The organism is Rhizobium sp. NZLR1 (genome assembly GCF_017357385.1).
GTDB lineage: Bacteria > Pseudomonadota > Alphaproteobacteria > Rhizobiales > Rhizobiaceae > Rhizobium.
In genome coordinates, this window is record NZ_CP071632.1 from 4,158,286 (window position 1) to 4,176,999 (window position 18,714).

Annotated in this window: 21 protein-coding genes; 8 read left to right on the forward strand and 13 right to left on the reverse strand. The window is 61.9% G+C overall.

Annotated elements, in window-relative coordinates; translation table 11 throughout:
- Positions 1 to 2: 2 nt before the first annotated feature.
- Complete coding sequence (locus J3O30_RS20445; protein ID WP_207582004.1) at positions 3 to 890, reverse strand: EamA family transporter; 888 nt, start codon at positions 888 to 890, stop codon at positions 3 to 5.
- A gap of 30 nt (positions 891 to 920) precedes the next feature.
- On the reverse strand, positions 921 to 1,697 hold the full coding sequence (locus J3O30_RS20450; RefSeq protein ID WP_207582005.1) for a DUF3108 domain-containing protein: 777 nt from the start codon (positions 1,695 to 1,697) through the stop codon (positions 921 to 923).
- Between the two features lie 241 nt (positions 1,698 to 1,938).
- Here J3O30_RS20450 and rpmB point away from each other — a divergent pair, with 241 nt between their 5' ends.
- Together rpmB and J3O30_RS20460 are read left to right on the forward strand one after the other, a co-directional pair.
- Entirely contained in the window at positions 1,939 to 2,244 is a 306-nt protein-coding gene (rpmB, locus tag J3O30_RS20455; protein ID WP_007632672.1) for a 50S ribosomal protein L28, read from the forward strand.
- Positions 2,245 to 2,355: 111 nt separating this feature from the next.
- The gene (locus J3O30_RS20460) at positions 2,356 to 2,991 is read left to right on the forward strand and encodes a VUT family protein (RefSeq protein WP_207582006.1); all 636 of its coding nucleotides are present in this window, start codon (positions 2,356 to 2,358) and stop codon (positions 2,989 to 2,991) included.
- Between the two features lie 135 nt (positions 2,992 to 3,126).
- On the opposite strand, the gene J3O30_RS20465 is transcribed toward J3O30_RS20460, so the two are convergent.
- From J3O30_RS20465 to J3O30_RS20485, 5 genes are all read right to left on the reverse strand, one after another.
- Positions 3,127 to 3,693, reverse strand: a complete 567-nt coding sequence (locus J3O30_RS20465) for an adenylate kinase (RefSeq protein WP_207582007.1) — start codon at positions 3,691 to 3,693, stop codon at positions 3,127 to 3,129.
- A 57-nt stretch (positions 3,694 to 3,750) separates the two neighbouring features.
- The gene (locus J3O30_RS20470) at positions 3,751 to 4,770 is read right to left on the reverse strand and encodes an esterase-like activity of phytase family protein (protein WP_207582008.1); all 1,020 of its coding nucleotides are present in this window, start codon (positions 4,768 to 4,770) and stop codon (positions 3,751 to 3,753) included.
- Between the two features lie 16 nt (positions 4,771 to 4,786).
- Positions 4,787 to 6,688, reverse strand: coding sequence for a cobaltochelatase subunit CobT (gene cobT, locus J3O30_RS20475; RefSeq protein ID WP_207582009.1), 1,902 nt, complete (start codon positions 6,686 to 6,688; stop codon positions 4,787 to 4,789).
- A gap of 12 nt (positions 6,689 to 6,700) precedes the next feature.
- Positions 6,701 to 7,693 carry a cobaltochelatase subunit CobS gene (gene cobS / locus J3O30_RS20480; RefSeq protein WP_207582010.1) on the reverse strand — a complete coding sequence of 331 codons (993 nt, stop codon included), beginning with the start codon at positions 7,691 to 7,693 and terminating at the stop codon, positions 6,701 to 6,703.
- Between the two features lie 309 nt (positions 7,694 to 8,002).
- The gene (locus J3O30_RS20485; RefSeq protein WP_207582011.1) at positions 8,003 to 8,620 is read right to left on the reverse strand and encodes a J domain-containing protein; all 618 of its coding nucleotides are present in this window, start codon (positions 8,618 to 8,620) and stop codon (positions 8,003 to 8,005) included.
- Positions 8,621 to 8,722: 102 nt separating this feature from the next.
- On the opposite strand from J3O30_RS20485, the gene J3O30_RS20490 reads away from it, so the two are divergent.
- A complete protein-coding gene (locus J3O30_RS20490; RefSeq protein ID WP_207582012.1) occupies positions 8,723 to 9,007 on the forward strand; it encodes a BolA family transcriptional regulator in 285 nt (94 codons plus the stop codon).
- 152 nt (positions 9,008 to 9,159) lie between these two features.
- Here J3O30_RS20490 and J3O30_RS20495 read toward each other — a convergent pair whose 3' ends face one another.
- Genes J3O30_RS20495 through J3O30_RS20505 form a run of 3 tightly spaced genes read right to left on the reverse strand, consistent with a single transcriptional unit; the run spans position 9,160 to position 12,187 of the window.
- Positions 9,160 to 10,473, reverse strand: a complete 1,314-nt coding sequence (locus tag J3O30_RS20495; protein ID WP_207582013.1) for an HlyC/CorC family transporter — start codon at positions 10,471 to 10,473, stop codon at positions 9,160 to 9,162.
- Complete coding sequence (gene aroB, locus J3O30_RS20500) at positions 10,470 to 11,600, reverse strand: 3-dehydroquinate synthase (RefSeq protein WP_207582014.1); 1,131 nt, start codon at positions 11,598 to 11,600, stop codon at positions 10,470 to 10,472. Before aroB ends, J3O30_RS20495 begins: the two co-directional genes overlap by 4 nt.
- Positions 11,597 to 12,187 carry a shikimate kinase gene (locus tag J3O30_RS20505; RefSeq protein WP_207582015.1) on the reverse strand — a complete coding sequence of 197 codons (591 nt, stop codon included), beginning with the start codon at positions 12,185 to 12,187 and terminating at the stop codon, positions 11,597 to 11,599. Before J3O30_RS20505 ends, aroB begins: the two co-directional genes overlap by 4 nt.
- A gap of 148 nt (positions 12,188 to 12,335) precedes the next feature.
- Here J3O30_RS20505 and J3O30_RS20510 point away from each other — a divergent pair, with 148 nt between their 5' ends.
- From J3O30_RS20510 to J3O30_RS20530, 5 genes are all read left to right on the forward strand, one after another.
- Complete coding sequence (locus tag J3O30_RS20510) at positions 12,336 to 12,512, forward strand: hypothetical protein (RefSeq protein WP_204330089.1); 177 nt, start codon at positions 12,336 to 12,338, stop codon at positions 12,510 to 12,512.
- A gap of 5 nt (positions 12,513 to 12,517) precedes the next feature.
- A complete protein-coding gene (xerD, locus tag J3O30_RS20515; RefSeq protein WP_207582016.1) occupies positions 12,518 to 13,471 on the forward strand; it encodes a site-specific tyrosine recombinase XerD in 954 nt (317 codons plus the stop codon).
- Between the two features lie 62 nt (positions 13,472 to 13,533).
- Positions 13,534 to 14,487: an acetyl-CoA carboxylase carboxyltransferase subunit alpha gene (locus tag J3O30_RS20520; protein WP_207582017.1), complete on the forward strand. Its 954-nt coding sequence runs from the start codon at positions 13,534 to 13,536 to the stop codon at positions 14,485 to 14,487.
- A gap of 348 nt (positions 14,488 to 14,835) precedes the next feature.
- On the forward strand, positions 14,836 to 16,080 hold the full coding sequence (locus J3O30_RS20525; protein ID WP_207582018.1) for a murein L,D-transpeptidase family protein: 1,245 nt from the start codon (positions 14,836 to 14,838) through the stop codon (positions 16,078 to 16,080).
- Positions 16,081 to 16,085: 5 nt separating this feature from the next.
- The gene (locus J3O30_RS20530; RefSeq protein ID WP_018482755.1) at positions 16,086 to 16,310 is read left to right on the forward strand and encodes a sulfurtransferase TusA family protein; all 225 of its coding nucleotides are present in this window, start codon (positions 16,086 to 16,088) and stop codon (positions 16,308 to 16,310) included.
- 198 nt (positions 16,311 to 16,508) lie between these two features.
- Here J3O30_RS20530 and J3O30_RS20535 read toward each other — a convergent pair whose 3' ends face one another.
- From J3O30_RS20535 to J3O30_RS20545, 3 genes are read right to left on the reverse strand one after another with little or no spacing between them, the layout of a single operon-like run.
- The gene (locus J3O30_RS20535) at positions 16,509 to 17,006 is read right to left on the reverse strand and encodes a DoxX family protein (RefSeq protein ID WP_207582019.1); all 498 of its coding nucleotides are present in this window, start codon (positions 17,004 to 17,006) and stop codon (positions 16,509 to 16,511) included.
- A complete protein-coding gene (locus J3O30_RS20540; protein ID WP_207582020.1) occupies positions 17,003 to 17,785 on the reverse strand; it encodes a DNA-binding domain-containing protein in 783 nt (260 codons plus the stop codon). The genes J3O30_RS20535 and J3O30_RS20540 overlap by 4 nt, the downstream gene beginning before the upstream one ends.
- Positions 17,782 to 18,669 carry a DUF692 domain-containing protein gene (locus J3O30_RS20545; protein ID WP_207582021.1) on the reverse strand — a complete coding sequence of 296 codons (888 nt, stop codon included), beginning with the start codon at positions 18,667 to 18,669 and terminating at the stop codon, positions 17,782 to 17,784. Before J3O30_RS20545 ends, J3O30_RS20540 begins: the two co-directional genes overlap by 4 nt.
- Between the last annotated feature and the right edge of the window lie 45 nt (positions 18,670 to 18,714).

Sequence of the window (18,714 nt, forward strand, 5' to 3'; positions counted from 1 at the left end):
ACTCATTCCGCCGCAGCCGGCGGCTGGATCTTGCGGCGGAACATGTCCTGGGCGGCGAGCACCGCCCCGCCGGTGACGAGCAGGCAGGCAAGCGCGATGCGCCAGCTCGGCTCGGCAAATCCGAACAGCGTCAGGATCAGCGTCGAAAGCAGCGGTGCGGCATAACTCGCCGCGCCGAGGATCTGGATATCGCCGTTCTTGACGCCGTAATCCCAGGCGTAAAAGGCAGCCCCCACCGGCAGGAGCCCGAGCCCGGCGACGGCGAGCCATTCGAAACCCGTTGCCGGCCAGATCGTCGTCTCCAGGCCGAGATGGCAGAACAGCGACAGGATCGAGGTCGCAAGGCAGAAGCCGGTGACGACATCGGTGGAGACGGCGTCGAAACGCCGGGTCAGTAGCGAGTAACCGGACCAGGTGAAGGCGCAGAGAAAAGCGGCCGTGTAACCGACGGCATAGGCGCCGTTAAAATCGATGCCGTTGCGGCCGACGATCAGGAAGGTGCCGCACAGCCCGGCAAGCGCACCGGCCACATGATACCAGCGCAGCCGTTCGCCCGGCAGCAGCGCCGAGCCGACGACGATCAGCAGCGGCCAGAGATAGGCGATCAGCCCCGCCTCCACCGCCGGCGCGTTTCTGAGCGCGGTGAAATAAAGGAAATGATAGCCGAACAGCCCCGAAATACCGGTCACCCAGACCTTGGCCGGCTGCTTCAGCAGCGCCAGCCGTGACGGGTTGAGGGCAAGCACGGCGAGGCCGGGAATGCTGCCGATCGCAAAGCAGACGGCCGAAAGCTGGAACGGCGGCATCTTCCCGGAGGCGGCCGTCAACAGCGCCAGGAACGACCACATCAAAATGGCGGTAAAACCGATCAACGTCGCGCGAAGCTTCACCCATCCCCCTTTGACAGAGAATGATCTCCGTCAGCTGCTGCCGTATTTGACGGCAGTGATCGTCACCATTCCATATTCGGTCGGAATGCGCACGTAGACGGGAGCGTATACATTTGCCGCGTCCGACTTGGCAAACCAGATTTCCATCCGGTCGCTCTTGCTGAGATAGACGATGTCCTTGCGGCCCTTCTTGTAGCCCGAGCGTGGCACGAAGCGCACGCTGCAGACGGTCGCCTTGCCCTTGAAGCCGTTGGTCGAGAAATCCTCGTCGCCCTTCGGCGACAGCACCAGATCCATGCGCGTCTCGCCGTCGAAGATCGGCAGCGTCTGCGAGCAGACCTTGGTGTCGCCGGTGAAGATCAGGCCGGAGATCGGATCGAGCACCGAGCGCATGTCGCGCGGCGTCACGTCGATCCAGTTCTTCGGACGCTTCGGCGGCGGTGTCGTCGTCGCCGAGACGATGTTGCCGTCGCGGTAGCTGACCTCGTAGACCCGGGCCTTCTTGCCGCTCTTGTAGTAGAGCGAATATTTCGACGCCTGCAACTTGTCGTCGCGCACGACGCCGGTGACACTTGTTTTGGCCGAAATCGTCGTGACCAGATCGGCAAGCCCGGCGGAGTTGATGCTGCCGGCGATCTTGTAGCTATGATCGTCCTCGATCTGCGTCAGGAACGCGGCGCGGGCGATCGGCAGGCCGGCAAGCGTCACCCGGTATTCCGTCCGATGCTGGATTTCGGCCGCCGCTGCCGGTATGGCAAGCAGCGCGGCGATCGCCGAAATGAAAATCCGTCTGCTCGAATGAGCCATGAATCAAGCCTTGTCTTGCCGCGCGCTGGCAGCCTTCGCTCAGCGCTCTATACTCCTGCCGCGAAGGGAAGAAAACAGCAGCTTTTTGACAGAATTGCGGGAAAGGCCAAGGTTTGGCTTGACGCGCGCAGCCTGCCTGACTATAGAACCGCAACTTTCCAATCATGCCCGTTGGATTGCGCGCCTGGTTTTGACCGGGATGGCAATTCGATGGCCCGACAAAAACAAGAATAGGTGTTCCATGTCCCGCGTGTGCGAATTGACCGGCAAGGCCGTCCTGACTGGTAACAATGTCAGCCATGCCAACAACAAGACCAAGCGCCGGTTCCTGCCGAACCTGTGCCAGGTCACGCTGATTTCCGACGCCCTCAACCAGCGTTATCGTCTTCGTGTTTCGGCTGCTGCTCTTCGCTCCGTCGAGCATCGTGGCGGCCTCGATGCCTTCCTGCTGAAGGCCAACGAAACCGAACTGTCGATGCGCGCGCGCCTGCTGCGTCGTCAGATCGTCAAGAAGACCGCCGAAGCAGCTGTTGCTGTTGCTGCGTAAGCTTCTGCCCTTCTTTCATACGGCTTTAAAGGCTTGAACGGATAATACCGGACAAGCCTTTTGCTTTGCCGGATCGTCGCTCCAACTGGTGGCATCACCCAGGATAAAAAAATGCCGAAGACCCGCTATACCATCGCCTATGTCGCGCTGATGACACTCGTCGTCGTCGCTTCCAACTTCCTCGTCCAGTTTCCGCTGAACGCCGAAGTCGCCGGCGTCAACCTTGCCGACATCCTGACCTGGGGCGCCTTCTCCTATCCGATCGCCTTCCTGATCACCGATCTGACCAACCGCCAGTTCGGCCCGCAGGCAGCCCGCAAGGTCGTCCTTGCCGGATTCGTCGTCGGCGTGACGCTCTCCTTCTTCACGTCAGTGCCGCGCATCGCCATCGCCTCCGGCTCTGCCTATCTCGCCGGCCAGCTGCTCGATATCGCCGTCTTCAACCGCCTTCGCCGCCAGGCCTGGTGGCGCGCGCCGCTCGTCGGCTCGCTGATCGGCTCGGCGCTGGATACGGTGATGTTCTTCTCGCTGTCCTTCGCCGCGTTTTTCGTCTTCCTTGGCCCGAACGAACCCTTCGCGCTGGAAGCAGCCCCCGTCCTCGGCGTCTTCGCCACGGAAGCGCCGCGCTGGATCTCCTGGGCGATCGGCGATTTCGCCGTCAAGATGATCGTCGGCCTCGTCATGCTCTTGCCCTACGGCGCGCTGATGAACGTGCTGCGGCCGATGCAGGCAGCCCGCGCCAGATAAAGCGCGTCGCGATCCTTCAAATTCGCTCTTGGCGCTTTAGCCCATTGTTTTTACGCATGTCGTTGCGGCAAAAGCGCTTCGCGCTTTGCCTGGGAAAACCGCTGCACACTTTTGCGCGACATGCTTTAATTCAACTCACCGACGCCGCCGGACCGCACCGGCAGCGATGGCCGGATGCAGAAGGACCGCTGCAGCCAGCTCGTCGATACCAAGCGACGAATCGAGCCGCAACACCGGCGCCGTCTGCGTTTCCAGCCATTGCTCATGCGCCGCAAGGCTGCGGCGTTCGGGACCGGCTGTGTCGTAACTTGCCGCCCATTCCAGGAATTGCCCGCATTTTACTTCCATGTCGCCGCCGGGCCCAATCCTGTTTCCATATCGGGCCACCTCCCGCGCGCGGATGCGCGCCATACGAAGCTCCGGCTCGATCCTGAGGAACACGATCAGATCGTAGAGCAGCTCCAGCGGGGTGCCCCACTTCAGCGCCGATCCGGAAAGAACCCAGCCACCAGGCCGTCGCGTCTCCTCAAGCAGCAGCCGAATGCGCTCACCGGCATCCCTCGGCGTCGTGAACGGCGGATCGGTTGGCAGCCAAAAGAAATCGTCTGTATCGAGATGGGCGATATCGAGCCTTACGGCCAATGCACCGCCGAGCGATGTCGTGCCGGAACCGGACGCACCCATGACGTAGATATGCACCATGATGTCCTCCGAAGGCTGCCGACCGATGCTGCGGCATGACAGCCGACGCGTATGACGTCAGTCTGACGCTTTGTGTGCGGTCTGTTCGGTCAGCCGGAATTCCAGCATTAGATTGCGCTGTAGGATCGAATGATTGTCGTCCGACACCAGGATGATATGGGTGGTGCCGTCGGCGGCCTGGAACGTGTCCAGCCCTTCCATATTGTCGATCTGAGAATTGAAATTGCCCTCGAGCAGCAATTCGCCGTCGACGACGGCGCCGGGCCTGATATCGCCGCCCTTGATGCGCCGAATCCGCATGCCGATGCCTTCGGCCATATTGAAGCGACGTTCCAGCAGCAGCAGGTCGCCGTTCGGCAGGAAGGCGCCGTCGGTGATGTCGAAGCTGCCGTCCCGCGCCACCGAGAAACGCCCTTTCAGCGGGCCGTTCAGAATAGCCGCGACCCGGTTGCCGTCGCTGTCGAGACCACGTTCGGAGACGATCACCACGCCGCCCTTGAGCGGGCTCGATGCCGGCGCCACGGTGATGGTCTCGATGCCGCGGTTGTCGCTCAGCATCTTCCGCGGGATGAGGATGGGCAGAGTGGCGATCGCGCCGGAATCGGCAAAACCCGGATCGGGATAGACATCGACGCGGTGATCCTGCTCGAAGGAGACCAGGATTCTGTCGCCGTCGAGCTCCAGGCCCTCGGCATCCATATGTCCCTTGCCCTCGAAGCTGCGCCCGGCGATGTTCTTCATCGGGGTGATCTCGACATTGGAAAGACCGGAAAGCCTGCCCTTGGCGTCGCGCTCGATGCTGCCGGTCAGCCATTGGCCAGTATCGAGCACCACGACGAAATGTTTTTGATCCGGCCGGAAGCGGATGGCGGAGAGCGAGCCGAACAGGGCTCGGCTGGAAACCATCTCCAGTCCGCCGAGAAATTCCAGCGACCCGAAGTTCGTCTGCGAAGAGCCGATCCTGAAATCAGAGATTTGCCGGCTAATGACCGGCACGTCGCGCGCCGATGCGGGGCACGCGCCAGCGGCGATGCAGAGGGCAATCGACACTGCGCGGCAAAGGCGCTTACCAGCCATGTTTCCTTCCAGCCGGTCAACCGGCACGGCGTATCCGGCTGCCACGCGACGGTGCGGATTGATCTTCGAACAGCGAGGCGAGCTGCTCGGTCATCGCGCCGGCAAGCTCGTCGGCATCGACGATCGTCACGGCGCGGCGATAATAACGCGTCACGTCGTGACCGATGCCGATCGCCAGCAATTCCACAGGCGAGCGCGTCTCGATCTGCTCGATGACGGCGCGCAGGTGCCGCTCGAGATAATTGCCCGGATTGACCGACAGCGTCGAATCGTCGACCGGCGCCCCGTCCGAAATCATCATCAGGATGCGGCGCTGCTCGCGGCGTGCGAGCAGACGATTATGCGCCCAGATCAGCGCCTCACCGTCGATATTTTCCTTGAGCAGGCCCTCGCGCATCATCAGCCCGAGATTGGCCCGTGCCCGCCGCCACGGCGCGTCGGCCGATTTGTAGATGATATGGCGCAGGTCGTTGAGGCGACCCGGCGTCTGCGGCTTGCCGCCGGCAAGCCAGCTCTCACGTGCCTGCCCGCCTTTCCAGGCCTTGGTGGTGAAGCCGAGGATCTCGACCTTGACGCCGCAGCGCTCCAGCGTGCGGGCGAGAATATCGGCGCAGGTGGCGGCAACCGTGATCGGCCGGCCGCGCATCGAGCCGGAATTGTCGATGAGCAGGGTGACGACGGTGTCGCGGAACTGCGTGTCGCGCTCCATCTTGAACGACAGCGCCTGCATCGGATCGATGATGATACGCTGCAGCCGGGCCGGATCGAGATAACCCTCTTCCAGATCGAAATCCCAGGAGCGGTTCTGCTGCGCCATCAGCCGGCGCTGCAGCCGGTTGGCGAGGCGGCCGACTGCGCCCTGCAGATGCGCCAGCTGCTTGTCGAGGAAGGCGCGCAGGCGCTCCAGCTCGGCGGCATCGCAGAGTTCCTCGGCGGTGATGATCTCGTCGAACGCTTCGGTAAAGACGTGATAATCGACCTTCTCGTTGAAATCGGCAAAAGGCGTGTTCGGACGGCGGGTCTCGCCCGGCGTTTCCGAATCGTCCTCGCCCTCTTCCATCATGTCGTCGTCGGAAATTTCGGCGCCTTCGGTCTCGCCGTCCTCCATCTGCTCGTCGGCGACTTCACTGTCTTCGACGGGGGCGGCGTCGGTGCCGGCATCCTCATCGACCTCGTCCTGATCCTGCTCATCGCCGCTCGGCTGATCTTCCTGATCCGACTGGTCGTCATTGTCGGCGTCGCTGTCGTCGTCGCCGTATTCCTCGGCCATTTCCATGGCCGACAGCATGTTGCGGATGACCTTGGCGAAGGCCTGTTGGTCGTTGATCGCGTTCGACAGATTGTCAAGTTCGGACCCTGCCTTGTCCTCGATGAAGCCGCGCCAGAGGTCGAGCACCGTGCCGGCGGAGGCGGGCGGGCGCTGGCCGGTCAGCTTCTCGCGCACCATCATCGCAACGGCTTCGCCAACCGGTGCGTCTTCCTGGCGTTCGATGCCGGTGAAATTCGCCTTGGAATATTTCTCTTCGGTCATGGAGCGCAAGTTCGACGCCATGCCCTCCATGCGCAGCGCGCCGATCGATTCGACACGCGCCTGCTCGACGACATCGAAGATCGCCCGGGCGTCCGAGCCCTGCGGCGCCATCGTCGAATGCACCTTCTCGTCATGGCAGGCGAGGCGCAGCGCCATGGAATCGCCGAGCCCGCGGGTGACCGCCAGCTCATGCGCCGTCGGCCGCTTGGAAAGCTCCGGCAGCCGGATGCGCTCGCCGGTCATCCCCGGTCGTTCATTGGCGAAGGTCACCTCGACATCGCCGTCGCCGGCGATCGAGCGCACGCAGCCGGTTATCGCCCGGCGTAATGGCTCGACGTCGACAGGGGCGCCGGGCTTTGCTTTCGAATTGTCACCGCGAGCTGCCATGATCGGTCGGCCTCAGGCTCCGAGAACGATATTGGCGGCGCTTTCCTTCAGCTCGACGCCGAAGGCCCGCTGATAATGCTCGGCAACCAGAGGGCGCTCCAGCTCGTCGCACTTGTTGAGGAAGGTGACGCGGAAGGCAAAGGCGAGATCGCCGAAGATCTCGGCGTTTTCAGCCCAGGTGATGACGGTACGCGGGCTCATGACCGTGGAGAGATCGCCATTCATGAAGGCGGCGCGCGTCAGGTCGGCGACCCGCACCATCTTCGAAACGGTGTCGCGGCCTTCCCTGTCCTTGCCGAAGCTCTTCACCTTGGCGGCGACGATATTCACTTCGTGATCATGCGGCAGATAGTTCAGCGTCGTCACGATCGACCAGCGGTCCATCTGCGCCTGGTTGATCTGCTGCGTGCCGTGATAGAGGCCGGTGGTATCACCGAGGCCGATCGTATTGGCGGTCGCAAACAGCCGGAAGGCCGGGTGCGGCCGGATGACGCGGCTCTGGTCGAGCAGCGTCAGGCGGCCGGAGGATTCGAGCACGCGCTGGATGACGAACATCACATCGGGACGGCCGGCATCATATTCGTCGAAGACCAGCGCAACATTGTGCTGATAGGCCCAGGGCAGGATGCCGTCCTTGAATTCAGTGACCTGCAGCCCGTCCTTGACAACGATCGCATCCTTGCCGACGAGATCGATACGGCTGACATGGCTGTCGAGGTTGATACGCACGCATGGCCAGTTGAGCCGTGCGGCCACCTGCTCGATATGCGAGGACTTGCCCGTGCCGTGGTAGCCGGAGATCATCACGCGGCGGTTATGAGCGAAGCTTGCGAGAATGGCGAGCGTCGTGTCGCGGTCGAACAGGTAGTCGGTGTCAAGGTCCGGCACATAGGCGTCGCCCTTGCTATAGGCGGGAACGCGGATGTCGGAATCGATGCCGAAGGCCTCGCGGACCGAAACGGTGGTATCGGGCAGTTCTGAAATATCAAGTTCGATCTTGCTCATCATGTCTCCAAGGCGGGTGAAGCCACCCGGCCATACTGTCTCAGGCCATGTCGCAACCGTGACGCCGCGGTTTTATTCCGCGCCCGTCCAGGTCGGAACGTCGGCGATGCTTCTCCGGGACTGAAACGAAACCTCGGCGGGATAATGACCGCGTGCGAGCATTCTTGAAAGAGTCCCGGACAAGAAACGCCGCGTCCGGAAGGTCGGCGGAGGCGATGTCGGGAAAACGCACAAATATGAGCCGCGTTTGCCTGCGGCCTCAGCCGAGTTGGACCATACCCGATTGAAGCCCAAGAGCAAGGACGAGAACTAACAAAAACCGTTCTGCTTCAACAATTGATAGGCCTGGATAACAGCGCGGAAACGCTCTTCCGACCCGCGGTCGCCGCCATTGGCATCCGGATGATGTTTCTTGACCAGTTCCTTGTAGCGGCTCTTGATCTCCGCCGACGTCGCATTGGCGACGAGACCCATCGTATCGAAGGCCTTGCTTTCCAGCGATTTCAGCTTGCGCGCCTGAGGAAAACGCGGGCCGCTGCCCTTGCCGCTTTCCTTGACGAAACCGAAGGGATCACGAACGCGCGTATAGGCGCCGGAGCGCACCTCCGAATGCAGCGGGCTGTCCTTCGCCGCCTTGTTGACGCCGACGGTCCATGTCGGCCGGTGGCCGGTGATCGCCTCTTTCTGGTAACGCGCGATCTCGCTGTCCGAAAGACCGGAGAAATAATTATAGCCCTTGTTGTAGTCCTTGACGTGCTCGAAGCAGAACAAAAAGAACTGGCCTTCCGCATTGCGTCCGACAGGAGCGCGATGCGAGCCTTTTTTGTCGCAGCCGTCCCACTGGCAGGTAGGCGGGGCCTCCTCTGCCTCCGGCTCGCGTTTGCGGCTTGTTCGGATGCTGTCGAAATATTTGGAATCAAGTGTCATGACGGCGCTAATTATGGGGCTGTCGCGACACGACAACAAGAATTGACAAATGGGTTTGTTGCTGGCTTGGTGGAAACCTTTTTCCCGAAGCAGCAAGACCGGATGATGACCCTGCGAACCCGTATCGAAGAAAAGCTTGTCGAAGCCTTCGCCCCCGAACGCCTGAGCGTCGTCGACGAAAGCCATCTGCATGCCGGCCATCAGCCCGATATCACAGGCACCGGCGAAACCCATATGCGGGTGAGGATCGTCTCAGTCAAGTTCGCCGGCATGTCGCGGCTGGCGCGCCACCGGGCGATCACCGACCTGTTGAAACCGGAACTCGATGCCGGCCTGCACGCGCTGGCCGTCGAACCGGCGGCACCTGACGAGCCGACCCGCTGGTAGCGGCACAGCAGCTTATATGGTTACCTGTAACCGCTAAAGCGCGCCGCGATCTTTCAGATCCGCTTCTCGCGCTTTAGGTCTTTGTTTTTACGCATGTCGTTATCGCAAGACCGCGGCACACTTTTGCGCGACATGCTCTAATCCAAGCCGGATCAGGCCGGTTTCGCGCCGTCTTCCCCGGCCGGGCGAATGCGCAGCTTGGTGATGCGGTTCTTCTCCCGCTTCATGACGACGAAACGCTTGCCATAAAAGGTGAAGGCCTGGCGCTCTTCCGGGATGGTCATCGATTCATGGATGACGAGGCCTGCAATCGTCGTCGCCTCCTCGTCGGGCAGGTTCCAGTCGAGCGCGCGGTTGAGGTCGCGGATCGGTACGCCGCCGTCGACGACGACGGAACCGTCGGCCTCCTGGCGCACGCCCTGGATCTCGATATCGTGCTCGTCGGAAATATCGCCGACGATTTCCTCAAGGATATCTTCCAGCGTGACGATGCCCTGCACCTCGCCATATTCGTCGACGACGACGGCGAAATGCTGCTTGCGCCGCAGGAAGGCGTTGAGCTGATCTTCAAGATTGGTGCTGTCGGGCACGAACCACGGCTTCTGCGCGATCTTGACGATATCGAGGTTCTGCGGCTCCATGTTCGGCTCGGCAAGCGCCCGCAACAGGTCCTTGGCGTGCACGACGCCGATGATGTTGTCAATCGTGCCGCGCCACAGAGGCATGCGCGTATAGGGACTTTCGAGAATGGCGCGCACCACCGCTTCCGGCGGATCGTCGGCGTTGATCGCCCGCATCGCCGTGCGGTGGACCATGATATCGGAGAGTTCCAGCTCGCTGAGATCGAGCACGCCGCCGAGACGGTCGCGATCGGCCTTCACCACCGATCCCTCGCGGTGCAAGAGGTCGACGGCGCCGCGCAGTTCCTCATGCGCCGTCAGCATCGACGTCTCCCGCGACAGGTTGATGCCGAACAGCGCAAGGATCCGGCGGACGATCGCGTTGACGAAGGAGGAAAGCGGGCCGACGACGAGGACGAAGAGCCTGGCCGGAGCCGCAATGGCGAGTGCGAAACGGTCGGGTGTCGAAATCGCCCAGCTCTTCGGCAGCACTTCAGCGAAGATGACCAGGATGACGGTCATCGCAAGCGTCGCCAGCGCCACGCCGGAATTGCCGAACAGACCGAGGAACAGGCTGGTGGCGATCGAGGAGGATAGGATGTTGGCGAGATTGTTGCCGATCAGCAGCGCGCCGATCAGCCGGTCGCGCCGCTCGATCAACTGCCGGACGAGGCCGGCGCGTTCGTCGCCGTTGGCTTCAAGCGTATGGATGCGGCTGCGCGAAACCGCGGTCAGCGCCGTCTCGGAGCCGGAAAAGAAGGCGGACATCAGCACGAGCGCCGTGATCGAAAGGATCTCCGGCCAATATGTTGCAAGAAATGCCAGAGCGCCTTCGACAGTTGTCACGGATGTTTTTCCCGGAGAAAGCTGATCACCTCGGAGGCCGGAACGTCGTCGGCGACGAAAGACTGGCCAATGCCGCGCGTCAAGATGAAGGTGAGCTTGCCGCTCTTGACCTTCTTGTCCTGGGCGATCGCATCCATCAGCGTTTCGGCCGGCGGTAGCTCGCCCGGAATGTCGGACATGCGGGTCGGCAGGCCGACCTCCTTGAGGTGCCGCTCGACGCGCCGCGCATCGTCGGGGCTTGCAAGGTTCATCCGTGCGGAGAATTCGTGTGCCAGCACCATGCCGATCGCAACGCCCTCGCCATGCACGAGGCGGGAGCTGTCATAGGCGGTCGCCGCCTCAAGCGCATGGCCGAAAGTGTGGCCGAGATTGAGCAGCGCCCGCGGGCCGTTCTCGCGCTCGTCGGCAACGACGACATCGGCCTTCGCCTGACAGCTGGCGGCAATCGCCTCGATGCGGGCGGAACCGCCTGTAAAAACCGACGTCCAGTTGGCTTCCAGCCAGGCGAAGAAATCCGGCTTGTCGATCAGCCCGTATTTGGCGACCTCGGCGTAACCGGCGCGGAATTCGCGCTCGCTAAGCGAATTCAGCACATCGGTATCGGCCAGAACCAGATCCGGCTGATGGAAGACGCCGATCAGATTTTTGCCGTGGCGGGAATTGATGCCGGTCTTGCCACCGACGGAGGAATCGACCTGCGACAGCAGCGAGGTCGGCACCTGCACGAAGCGCACGCCGCGGCGGACGATGCCGGCGGCAAATCCCGAAAGGTCGCCGATGACGCCGCCGCCGAGCGCGATGACGCAATCATTGCGCTCGACACGGGCTTCGAGCACCTTGTCGCAGACAGTTATCAGATGTTCGAAGCTTTTGGTCTTCTCGCCGGCCGGCAGGACGACCTCAGCCGAGGCAATGCCCGCTTCATCAAGACTTGCGACGAGCGCCTTCAAATAGAGCGGAGCGACATTTTCATCAGTGATGATCGCCGCCTTGCGGCCCTTGAGCCGGGAGGCGATCTCGGCGCCGGCCCGTGCGATCAGCCCCGGACCGATCAGGATGTCATAGGCCCGCTCGCCGAGCGGCACATGCACCGTCTGGACGGCGGAGGCGGAGGGTATCGCATTCATGACGCTGCACTTTCATTCTGAGCTTCGATCACGGCCGTCAGCACCTCGTCGGCCATGATTTCCTTGCGCACGTCGCGCGAGAGCACGGTGAGGTCGGCCTGCGCGTAGATCGGGTAGCGCGCATTCATCAGGCCTTCGAGCGTCTGCTTCGGATTTTCGGTCTTGAGCAGCGGCCGCGTATCACGCTTGGCGACCCTGTCCCAGAGCACGTCGAGATCGGCCTTCAGCCAGACGGACAGGCCGCCCTTCTTGATATGCCTGCGCGTCCGGTCGTTGATGAAGGCGCCGCCGCCGGTGGAGACGACCCGTGGCCCGCTCTTCAGCAGCCGTTTCATCACCCGCGTTTCCAGCGCCCGGAACTCCACTTCGCCATAGGCCGCGAATAATTCGGCGATCGTCATGCGTGACACCCGCTCGATTTCGTGATCGCTGTCGATGAAGGGAATCCCGAGCTGGGTGGCGACGATCCGGCCGACCGAGGATTTTCCAGCGCCCATCAGGCCGACAAGGATGAGATTACGTGAACCGAGCGCGGCGCGAGCTCTGTCTTTCAAGCTGTCAGCAACGGTCAGCAGTGGTTCACTCATCGGTCCATTCACACTTTGTTTGCAAACCGTATCGACAAATGCAGCTGGAGCGTCAAGTCGCGGACAAGGGAATCATGGCTTGAATACCGCTTCTTGCACTTGCAGATACGCTTCTTATAACAGAAGCAGAGCATGAAGGAGTTGCCGGATGCCGACCCTGTTCCGTTTTCTGTTCGTCTGCGCGATCCTCGCCGGGACGGTCTACGGAGCGATGTGGGCGCTTGTGACCTTCGTCGAGCCCGAGCCGCGCGACGTGACGATCCGCATTCCGTCCGAGCGGGTCAATCCGCCCGCGACGGGGGCGATCGCTCCGACCAGGAAGTGACCGAAATGGTGGATCTCGGCCGCGTCCATGTGGAATCCTTCCTGGAGATGATGAGCGCCGAGCGCGGCGCGGCCGCCAACACGCTGCAATCCTATGAGCGTGACCTCGAAGATGTCAGTTCCTTCCTGCACGAGCGTCGCATACGGCTCACCGAGGCTGCCTCCGCCGATCTCTCCGCCTATCTTTCCTCGCTTGCCCGAAAGGGTTTCAAACCCTCGTCCCAGGCGCGCCGGCTTGCCGCCATGCGGCAATTCTACAAATTCCTCTACGCCGAGGGCCTGAGAACCGACGACCCCACCGGCATTCTCGACGCGCCGAAGAAAGGCCGTCCGCTGCCGAAGACGATGGGCGTCGACGAGGTCGGCAAGCTGCTTTCACAGGCTGAGGCCGAAGCGGGGGATACGGCGCCGGGCCAGCTGCAGCGCCTGCGCATGCTGGCGCTTCTGGAGCTGCTCTATGCCACTGGCATGCGTGTCAGCGAACTGGTTACGCTTCCCGCCCGTGTGCTCGACCAGGAAGGCCGTTTCCTGATGATCCGCGGCAAGGGCAACAAGGAGCGGCTGGTGCCGCTGTCGCATTCGGCGATATCAGCGCTGAAATCCTACGGGCGCCTGCTGGCGGCGGAAAATGCCGTGGCGAAGCAGCCGCAGGAAAGCCCGTGGCTGTTTCCCGCCGCCTCGAAGGAGGGCTACCTGCCACGCCAGGTTTTCGCCCGCGACCTGAAGAACTTGGCAATCCGCGCCGGGCTGACGCCGTCGCTGATCTCGCCGCATGTCATGCGCCACGCCTTTGCCAGCCACCTGCTAGCCAATGGCGCCGATCTGCGCGTCGTGCAGGAACTCCTCGGCCATTCGGACATTTCGACCACACAGATCTACACGCATGTCCTGGAAGAGAGGCTGCAGCAGCTTGTCCAGACGCATCACCCCCTTGCCAAACAGGCGAAAAAGCACGAATAGGACCGGCGACAAGGGGCGGAGCCAGGAAAACGCCCCGGGCACAAGGAACGGAAACGCACCTCATGCACAATTATCTCGACTTCGAAAAGCCGATCTCCGACCTCGAAGGCAAGATTATCGAGCTGAAGAAGCTCGCCACGGAAGACGAGAGCATCGACACCACCGATGAAATCGGCAGGCTGGAGGTTCGCGTCCGCGAGGCGATCGTCGAAATCTATTCCAAGCTCAATCCCTGGCAGAAGACCCAGGTCGCCCGCCATCCGCAGCGGCCGCATTTCGTCGATTACGCCAAGACGCTGTTCCAGGAATTCACGCCGCTCGCCGGCGACCGCAAATTTTCCGAGGATGCCGCGATCCAGGCGGGCCTCGCCCGCTTTCGCGGCCAGCCCGTCGCCGTCATCGGCCAGGAAAAGGGCAACGACACCAAGAGCCGCCTGAAGCACAATTTCGGCAGCCCGCGGCCGGAAGGTTACCGCAAGGCGATCCGCATCCTCGAAATGGCCGATCGTTTCGGCCTGCCGGTGATTTCGCTGGTGGATACGGCTGGCGCCTATCCCGGCGTCGGAGCCGAAGAGCGCGGCCAGGCCGAGGCGATCGCCCGCTCGACGGAAAAATGTCTCGGCGTCAAGATTCCCCTCGTGTCCATCGTCATCGGCGAAGGCGGCTCGGGCGGCGCGATCGCCATCGCCACCGGCAACAAGGTCTATATGCTCGAGCATTCGATCTACAGCGTCATCTCGCCGGAAGGGGCCGCCTCCATCCTCTGGCGCGATTCGACCCGCGCCCGGGAAGCTGCGACCAACATGAAAATCACTGCCGAGGACCTGAAATCGCTCGGCATCATCGACGGCATCATTTCCGAGCCGCTGGGCGGCGCCCATCGCGATCCCGACAGCGTCATTGCCGCGACCGGCGACATGATCGCCAATGCGCTCGGCGAAATGGCGTCCCGTTCCGGCGAGCAGCTGCGCAACGAGCGACGCCAGAAATTCCTCAATATCGGCCGCAATCTCTAGAACAGGATGATTCTGGGCCCGGTTGGCCTAAAATCTGAATCCTGTTCTAAATTAGAGAGTAGAGCATGATGTCGTCCGAAAACCGCGCACACTTTTCGGCATCATGCTCTAAAACAGCCGGAAATCGCTGAGACTTTTCGGCATCATGTCCGAGACAAGTTCGGCTTTCGCCGATTGGGGCCAAATCTTGGCCACATTGATATTATCTGTAACATTCGCGCTTGCGGGGATGTTCGGGGCACGTCATAGGCTGGTAAGGTTTTATAAAGTATAAGCCGCCTATGATTCCTTCCAATGCCCGAACTCCATAGGCGGACCGGGTCGCTTTATCTTTATGGGCTAGTTTGGATGCGCATACGTCATTTTGCCTATGTTTCCCTCATGGCGCTGGCTCTTGCCGGCTGCAATGATGCGTTGGATACTGCGCAGGTCGATCTCTCCAAGGTCAAGAACAAGGTCGAGCAGCCGCTTCCCGCCCATATCCTCACCGCCATGTCCACCAAGGGCATGGACCGCAATTCGCCGATCATGATCCGCATCTTCAAGGAAGAAGGTGCCATGGAGATCTGGAAGGCGAAGACCGACAACCGTTTCGACAAGATCGCCGATTACAAGATCTGCGCCTGGTCCGGCCGTCTCGGTCCGAAGGTAAAGACCGGCGACCGGCAGGCGCCGGAAGGTTTCTACGACCTGTCGCGCGCCAACCTGAACCCCAACTCGAAATATTATCTGGCGATCAACACCGGCTTCCCGAACCGCTACGACGCGGCGAACGGCCGCAGCGGCTCCGATTTGATGATCCATGGTGCCTGCTCGTCCTCCGGCTGCTATTCGATGACCGACCAGCAGGTGCTTGAAATTTACGCCTTCGCCCGCGACGCCTTCAAGGGCGGCCAGTCGACCGTGCAGCTGCAGGCCTTCCCCTTCCGCATGACAGCGGAAAACATGGTCAAGCATCGCCTCGACTCGAGTTACGACTTCTGGAAGATGCTGAAGGTCGGCTACGACAATTTCGAAGTGACGAAGCGCCCGCCCGAGGTGAACGTCTGCGAGAAGAAATACGTCTTCAACCAGCAGTCAACCGATGGCGGCGCCTTCAATGCCGCCGGCAAATGCCCTGCTATGTCGACGCCGCCGGCGCTGACGGCCGCCCTTGCCGCCTACGGCAAGACCTATGATGCCGACTATGCCAAGGCGATGGGCAAATTCGACGGCATGGCCTGGTACGATCCGTCCGAAGCCGAGCGCAAGGCCGTGGTCGCCAAGACGCGCAGGGGCCGCGAACTCGCTTATGCCCCGACCGGCACCTCGCTGGAAGCCGGCCGCATGGTCAAGGTTGCCGAACTCGAAGACATGATGGCCAAGCGCACCGCGCAGGGCATTGCCACCAAGACCGCACCGGGCGCCACACCACTCGCCGCTGCCCAGCCGCAGCCAATGGCAGTCGCTGCCGCGACCCCCGCGGTCGTCGCGACCCCCGCGGTGGTTCCGGTGCCGGTGCCGAACCCGCTGGCCTATACGGCACCCGAACCGCAGGAAACCGCAGAAGTCGCGGCAAAGAAGCCGTTCTGGAAATTCTGGGCGCGGAACTGAACGGCTTGAACCCCGTTCTCTACGATCTTCGCGGCCTGAAATGCCCCTTCCCCGTGATCAAGACACGCAAGAAGCTTGCCGCCATGGCAAGTGGCACGCTCATTCGCGTCGACACCACCGATCCGCTGGCGGTGATCGACATGCCGCATTTCTGCAACGAGGACGGCCACGAACTGGTCGAGACCGAAAAGACCGAAAACGGCCACCGCTTCCTGATCCGCAAGCGCTAAAGCGCGTCGCATCAAACTTGATTCATGCGACGCGCTTTAGTCCTTTGTTTTTATGCATTTCGTTATCCCGGAACCGCTGCACACAGATTCGCTCTTAGCGCTTTAGCCTATTGTTTTTACGCATGTCGTTATCGCGGAACCGCTGCACACTTTTGCGCGACATGCTCTAAAATCAGCCCGAACAAGTCGCAACGCAGGTCATTTGCGGCGTTGCATCACCAGTGGATCAATTGCGATCCTGCCGCCGCCAAACACGACCAATGCCAATGCCATCGCCGCCCAGGGCAGGTGGAAATTCGCCCAGCCATCGGGAATGGTCAGTTGGATAATCGCCGTCATCAGCAGCAAGCCGAGGGCGGCAAACCGCGTCCCCAAGCCGAGGATCAACAGGACCGGCAGGACCAGTTCGCCGATCCCTGCTGCCGTCGCCATCGTCAAGGGAAACGGATAGGGAATCTCGCTGCCGAAGATATGGAGTCTGAACTCCTGTTCGAAGAGATATCTTGCCCCTTGTGAAAGCGTCAGGAATCCGTCCCATTTCGTCAGTCCCGACTTGAAAAAGGGAATTGCGAGCGCGAAGCGCAGCGCCAGCAGCGGCAGCGATGGGGGAAGGGAGGCGAGCAGGCCTTCGGTGCGTGTGACGAGAGCGGCAAGGGCAGCGCCAGCGCCGTATGAGGAGGCTGCTTCGGTCTTCATGGGACGTTTCCTTCATCCTGTTGCAGGGCGCTGAATGCACCGAGACTGGCAAGACCAATCAGCGCTGTTCCAAAATCGAATTCGGGGGCGGCGATCAATGCCGCCTCTGCTGCCGCACCCAGCGTGGCGGCCTTGAACAAGCAGGCCGCGAAAACGGAGTCCTGCGGCGGCAGGATATGAACATGGACGGTCATCTCCGGCCGCACGACCAGCACATCCTGCGCTCGCCAGTCGGCGACCGGCATAACCATGTCCTGCTGATGCGCACTCCAGATCGAGCCAACAGGATGGTCCGAACGGATCAAACCCGCTGAAGGGTGCGGCACCAGCCGCAAGTCGGCAAGCGTCTCGGGCGCCAAGGCCGAGAGGGCCGCGAGATCGAGCGGCGCGGCGTCCGCCGCCTGATAGGCCCGCGTCCAGGCCGCTTCGATCCGGGCGACGCCGGCCAGATAGGCAAGATTACTCGCCGGCCGGAAGCTTGCAATGAAATCCGGAAAGTCGCCGCCATATTCGATAATCAGCGGTGAGGTGGGTTTGTGATCCTGGGCATAGGCCCGCGCCATAGCTGTGAAGAATTGCTTTCCAACGAGCCGTTCCGTCACCGGAAAGTGCTGCGCCAATGCCCTTGTCAGCCCGACGAAGACATTGTTGCGGTAGATGGCGAACCGCGCAGCGTCGGTCGTGCCGCGCGCTGTGGTGATACCGTCCGGCACCGGCCGGTCGGCATGCAGCAATGCATCAGCAAAGGCGTTCTGGCTTGCGGCGAAATCCATTGTCATGCCGCCCGGATCCTACGCTTATTGCGGCGGAGCGTTTCGGCGGCGAGCATCGCATCCGCGCGGGCCGCCTCCGTCTGCAACGTCACGAAATCCGGGACGTCGTTGTCCCATTCGATCAGCGTCGGCAGCGGTCCGCTGCGCGCAAGCGTGTGTTCGTAGAGCGCCATCACATCGCCCTTGACCGCCGTACGATGCGTGTCGATCAGCAACCGGTCGCCGGCGTCGTCGAGGGTCTCGTCGTAGCCGGCAAGGTGGATCTCGCCGACCAACTCGACCGGGAAGCAGTCGATATAGGTGGCGGCATCGAGCCGGTGATTGACCGCCGAGACCATCACGTTGTTGACGTCGAGCAGCAGACCGCAGGCGGTCCGCTCCGCAATTGTCGCCAGAAAGTCCACCTCATCGATCGTGCTGTCGGCAAACAGCACGTAGGTCGCCGGGTTTTCGAGCAGCAGTCGTTGTCCGAGCGCCTGCTGCGTTTCGTCGACATGATCGATGACGCGCGCCAGCGTTTCCGGCGTATAGGGAAGCGGCAGCAGGTCATTGAGAAAGCCCGTGTCGTGGGTCGACCAGGCCAGATGTTCGGAGAAGCTCTGCGGCCGATAGCGATCGATCAGGCCGCGCAGCCGCTTCAGATGCGCCTTGTCAAGCTCGTGCGCTGCACCGATCGACAAGCCGACGCCATGCAGCGAAAGTGGATAGAGTGCACTCACGGCTTCCAAATAGCGATGCGGCGGCCCGCCGGCGCCCATATAGTTCTCGGCATGCACCTCGAAGAAGCCGATATCCGGCCGATTGGCCAGAATAGTCTCATAGTGCTCGGGCTTGAGACCAAGGCCGGCACGGGCGGGCAAGGCGGAAGTTGGGATTTTTGAAGCGGACATCGCGGTTCCTCCCGATTTGTCGGACAATGGCGGGGACCCGTGTAG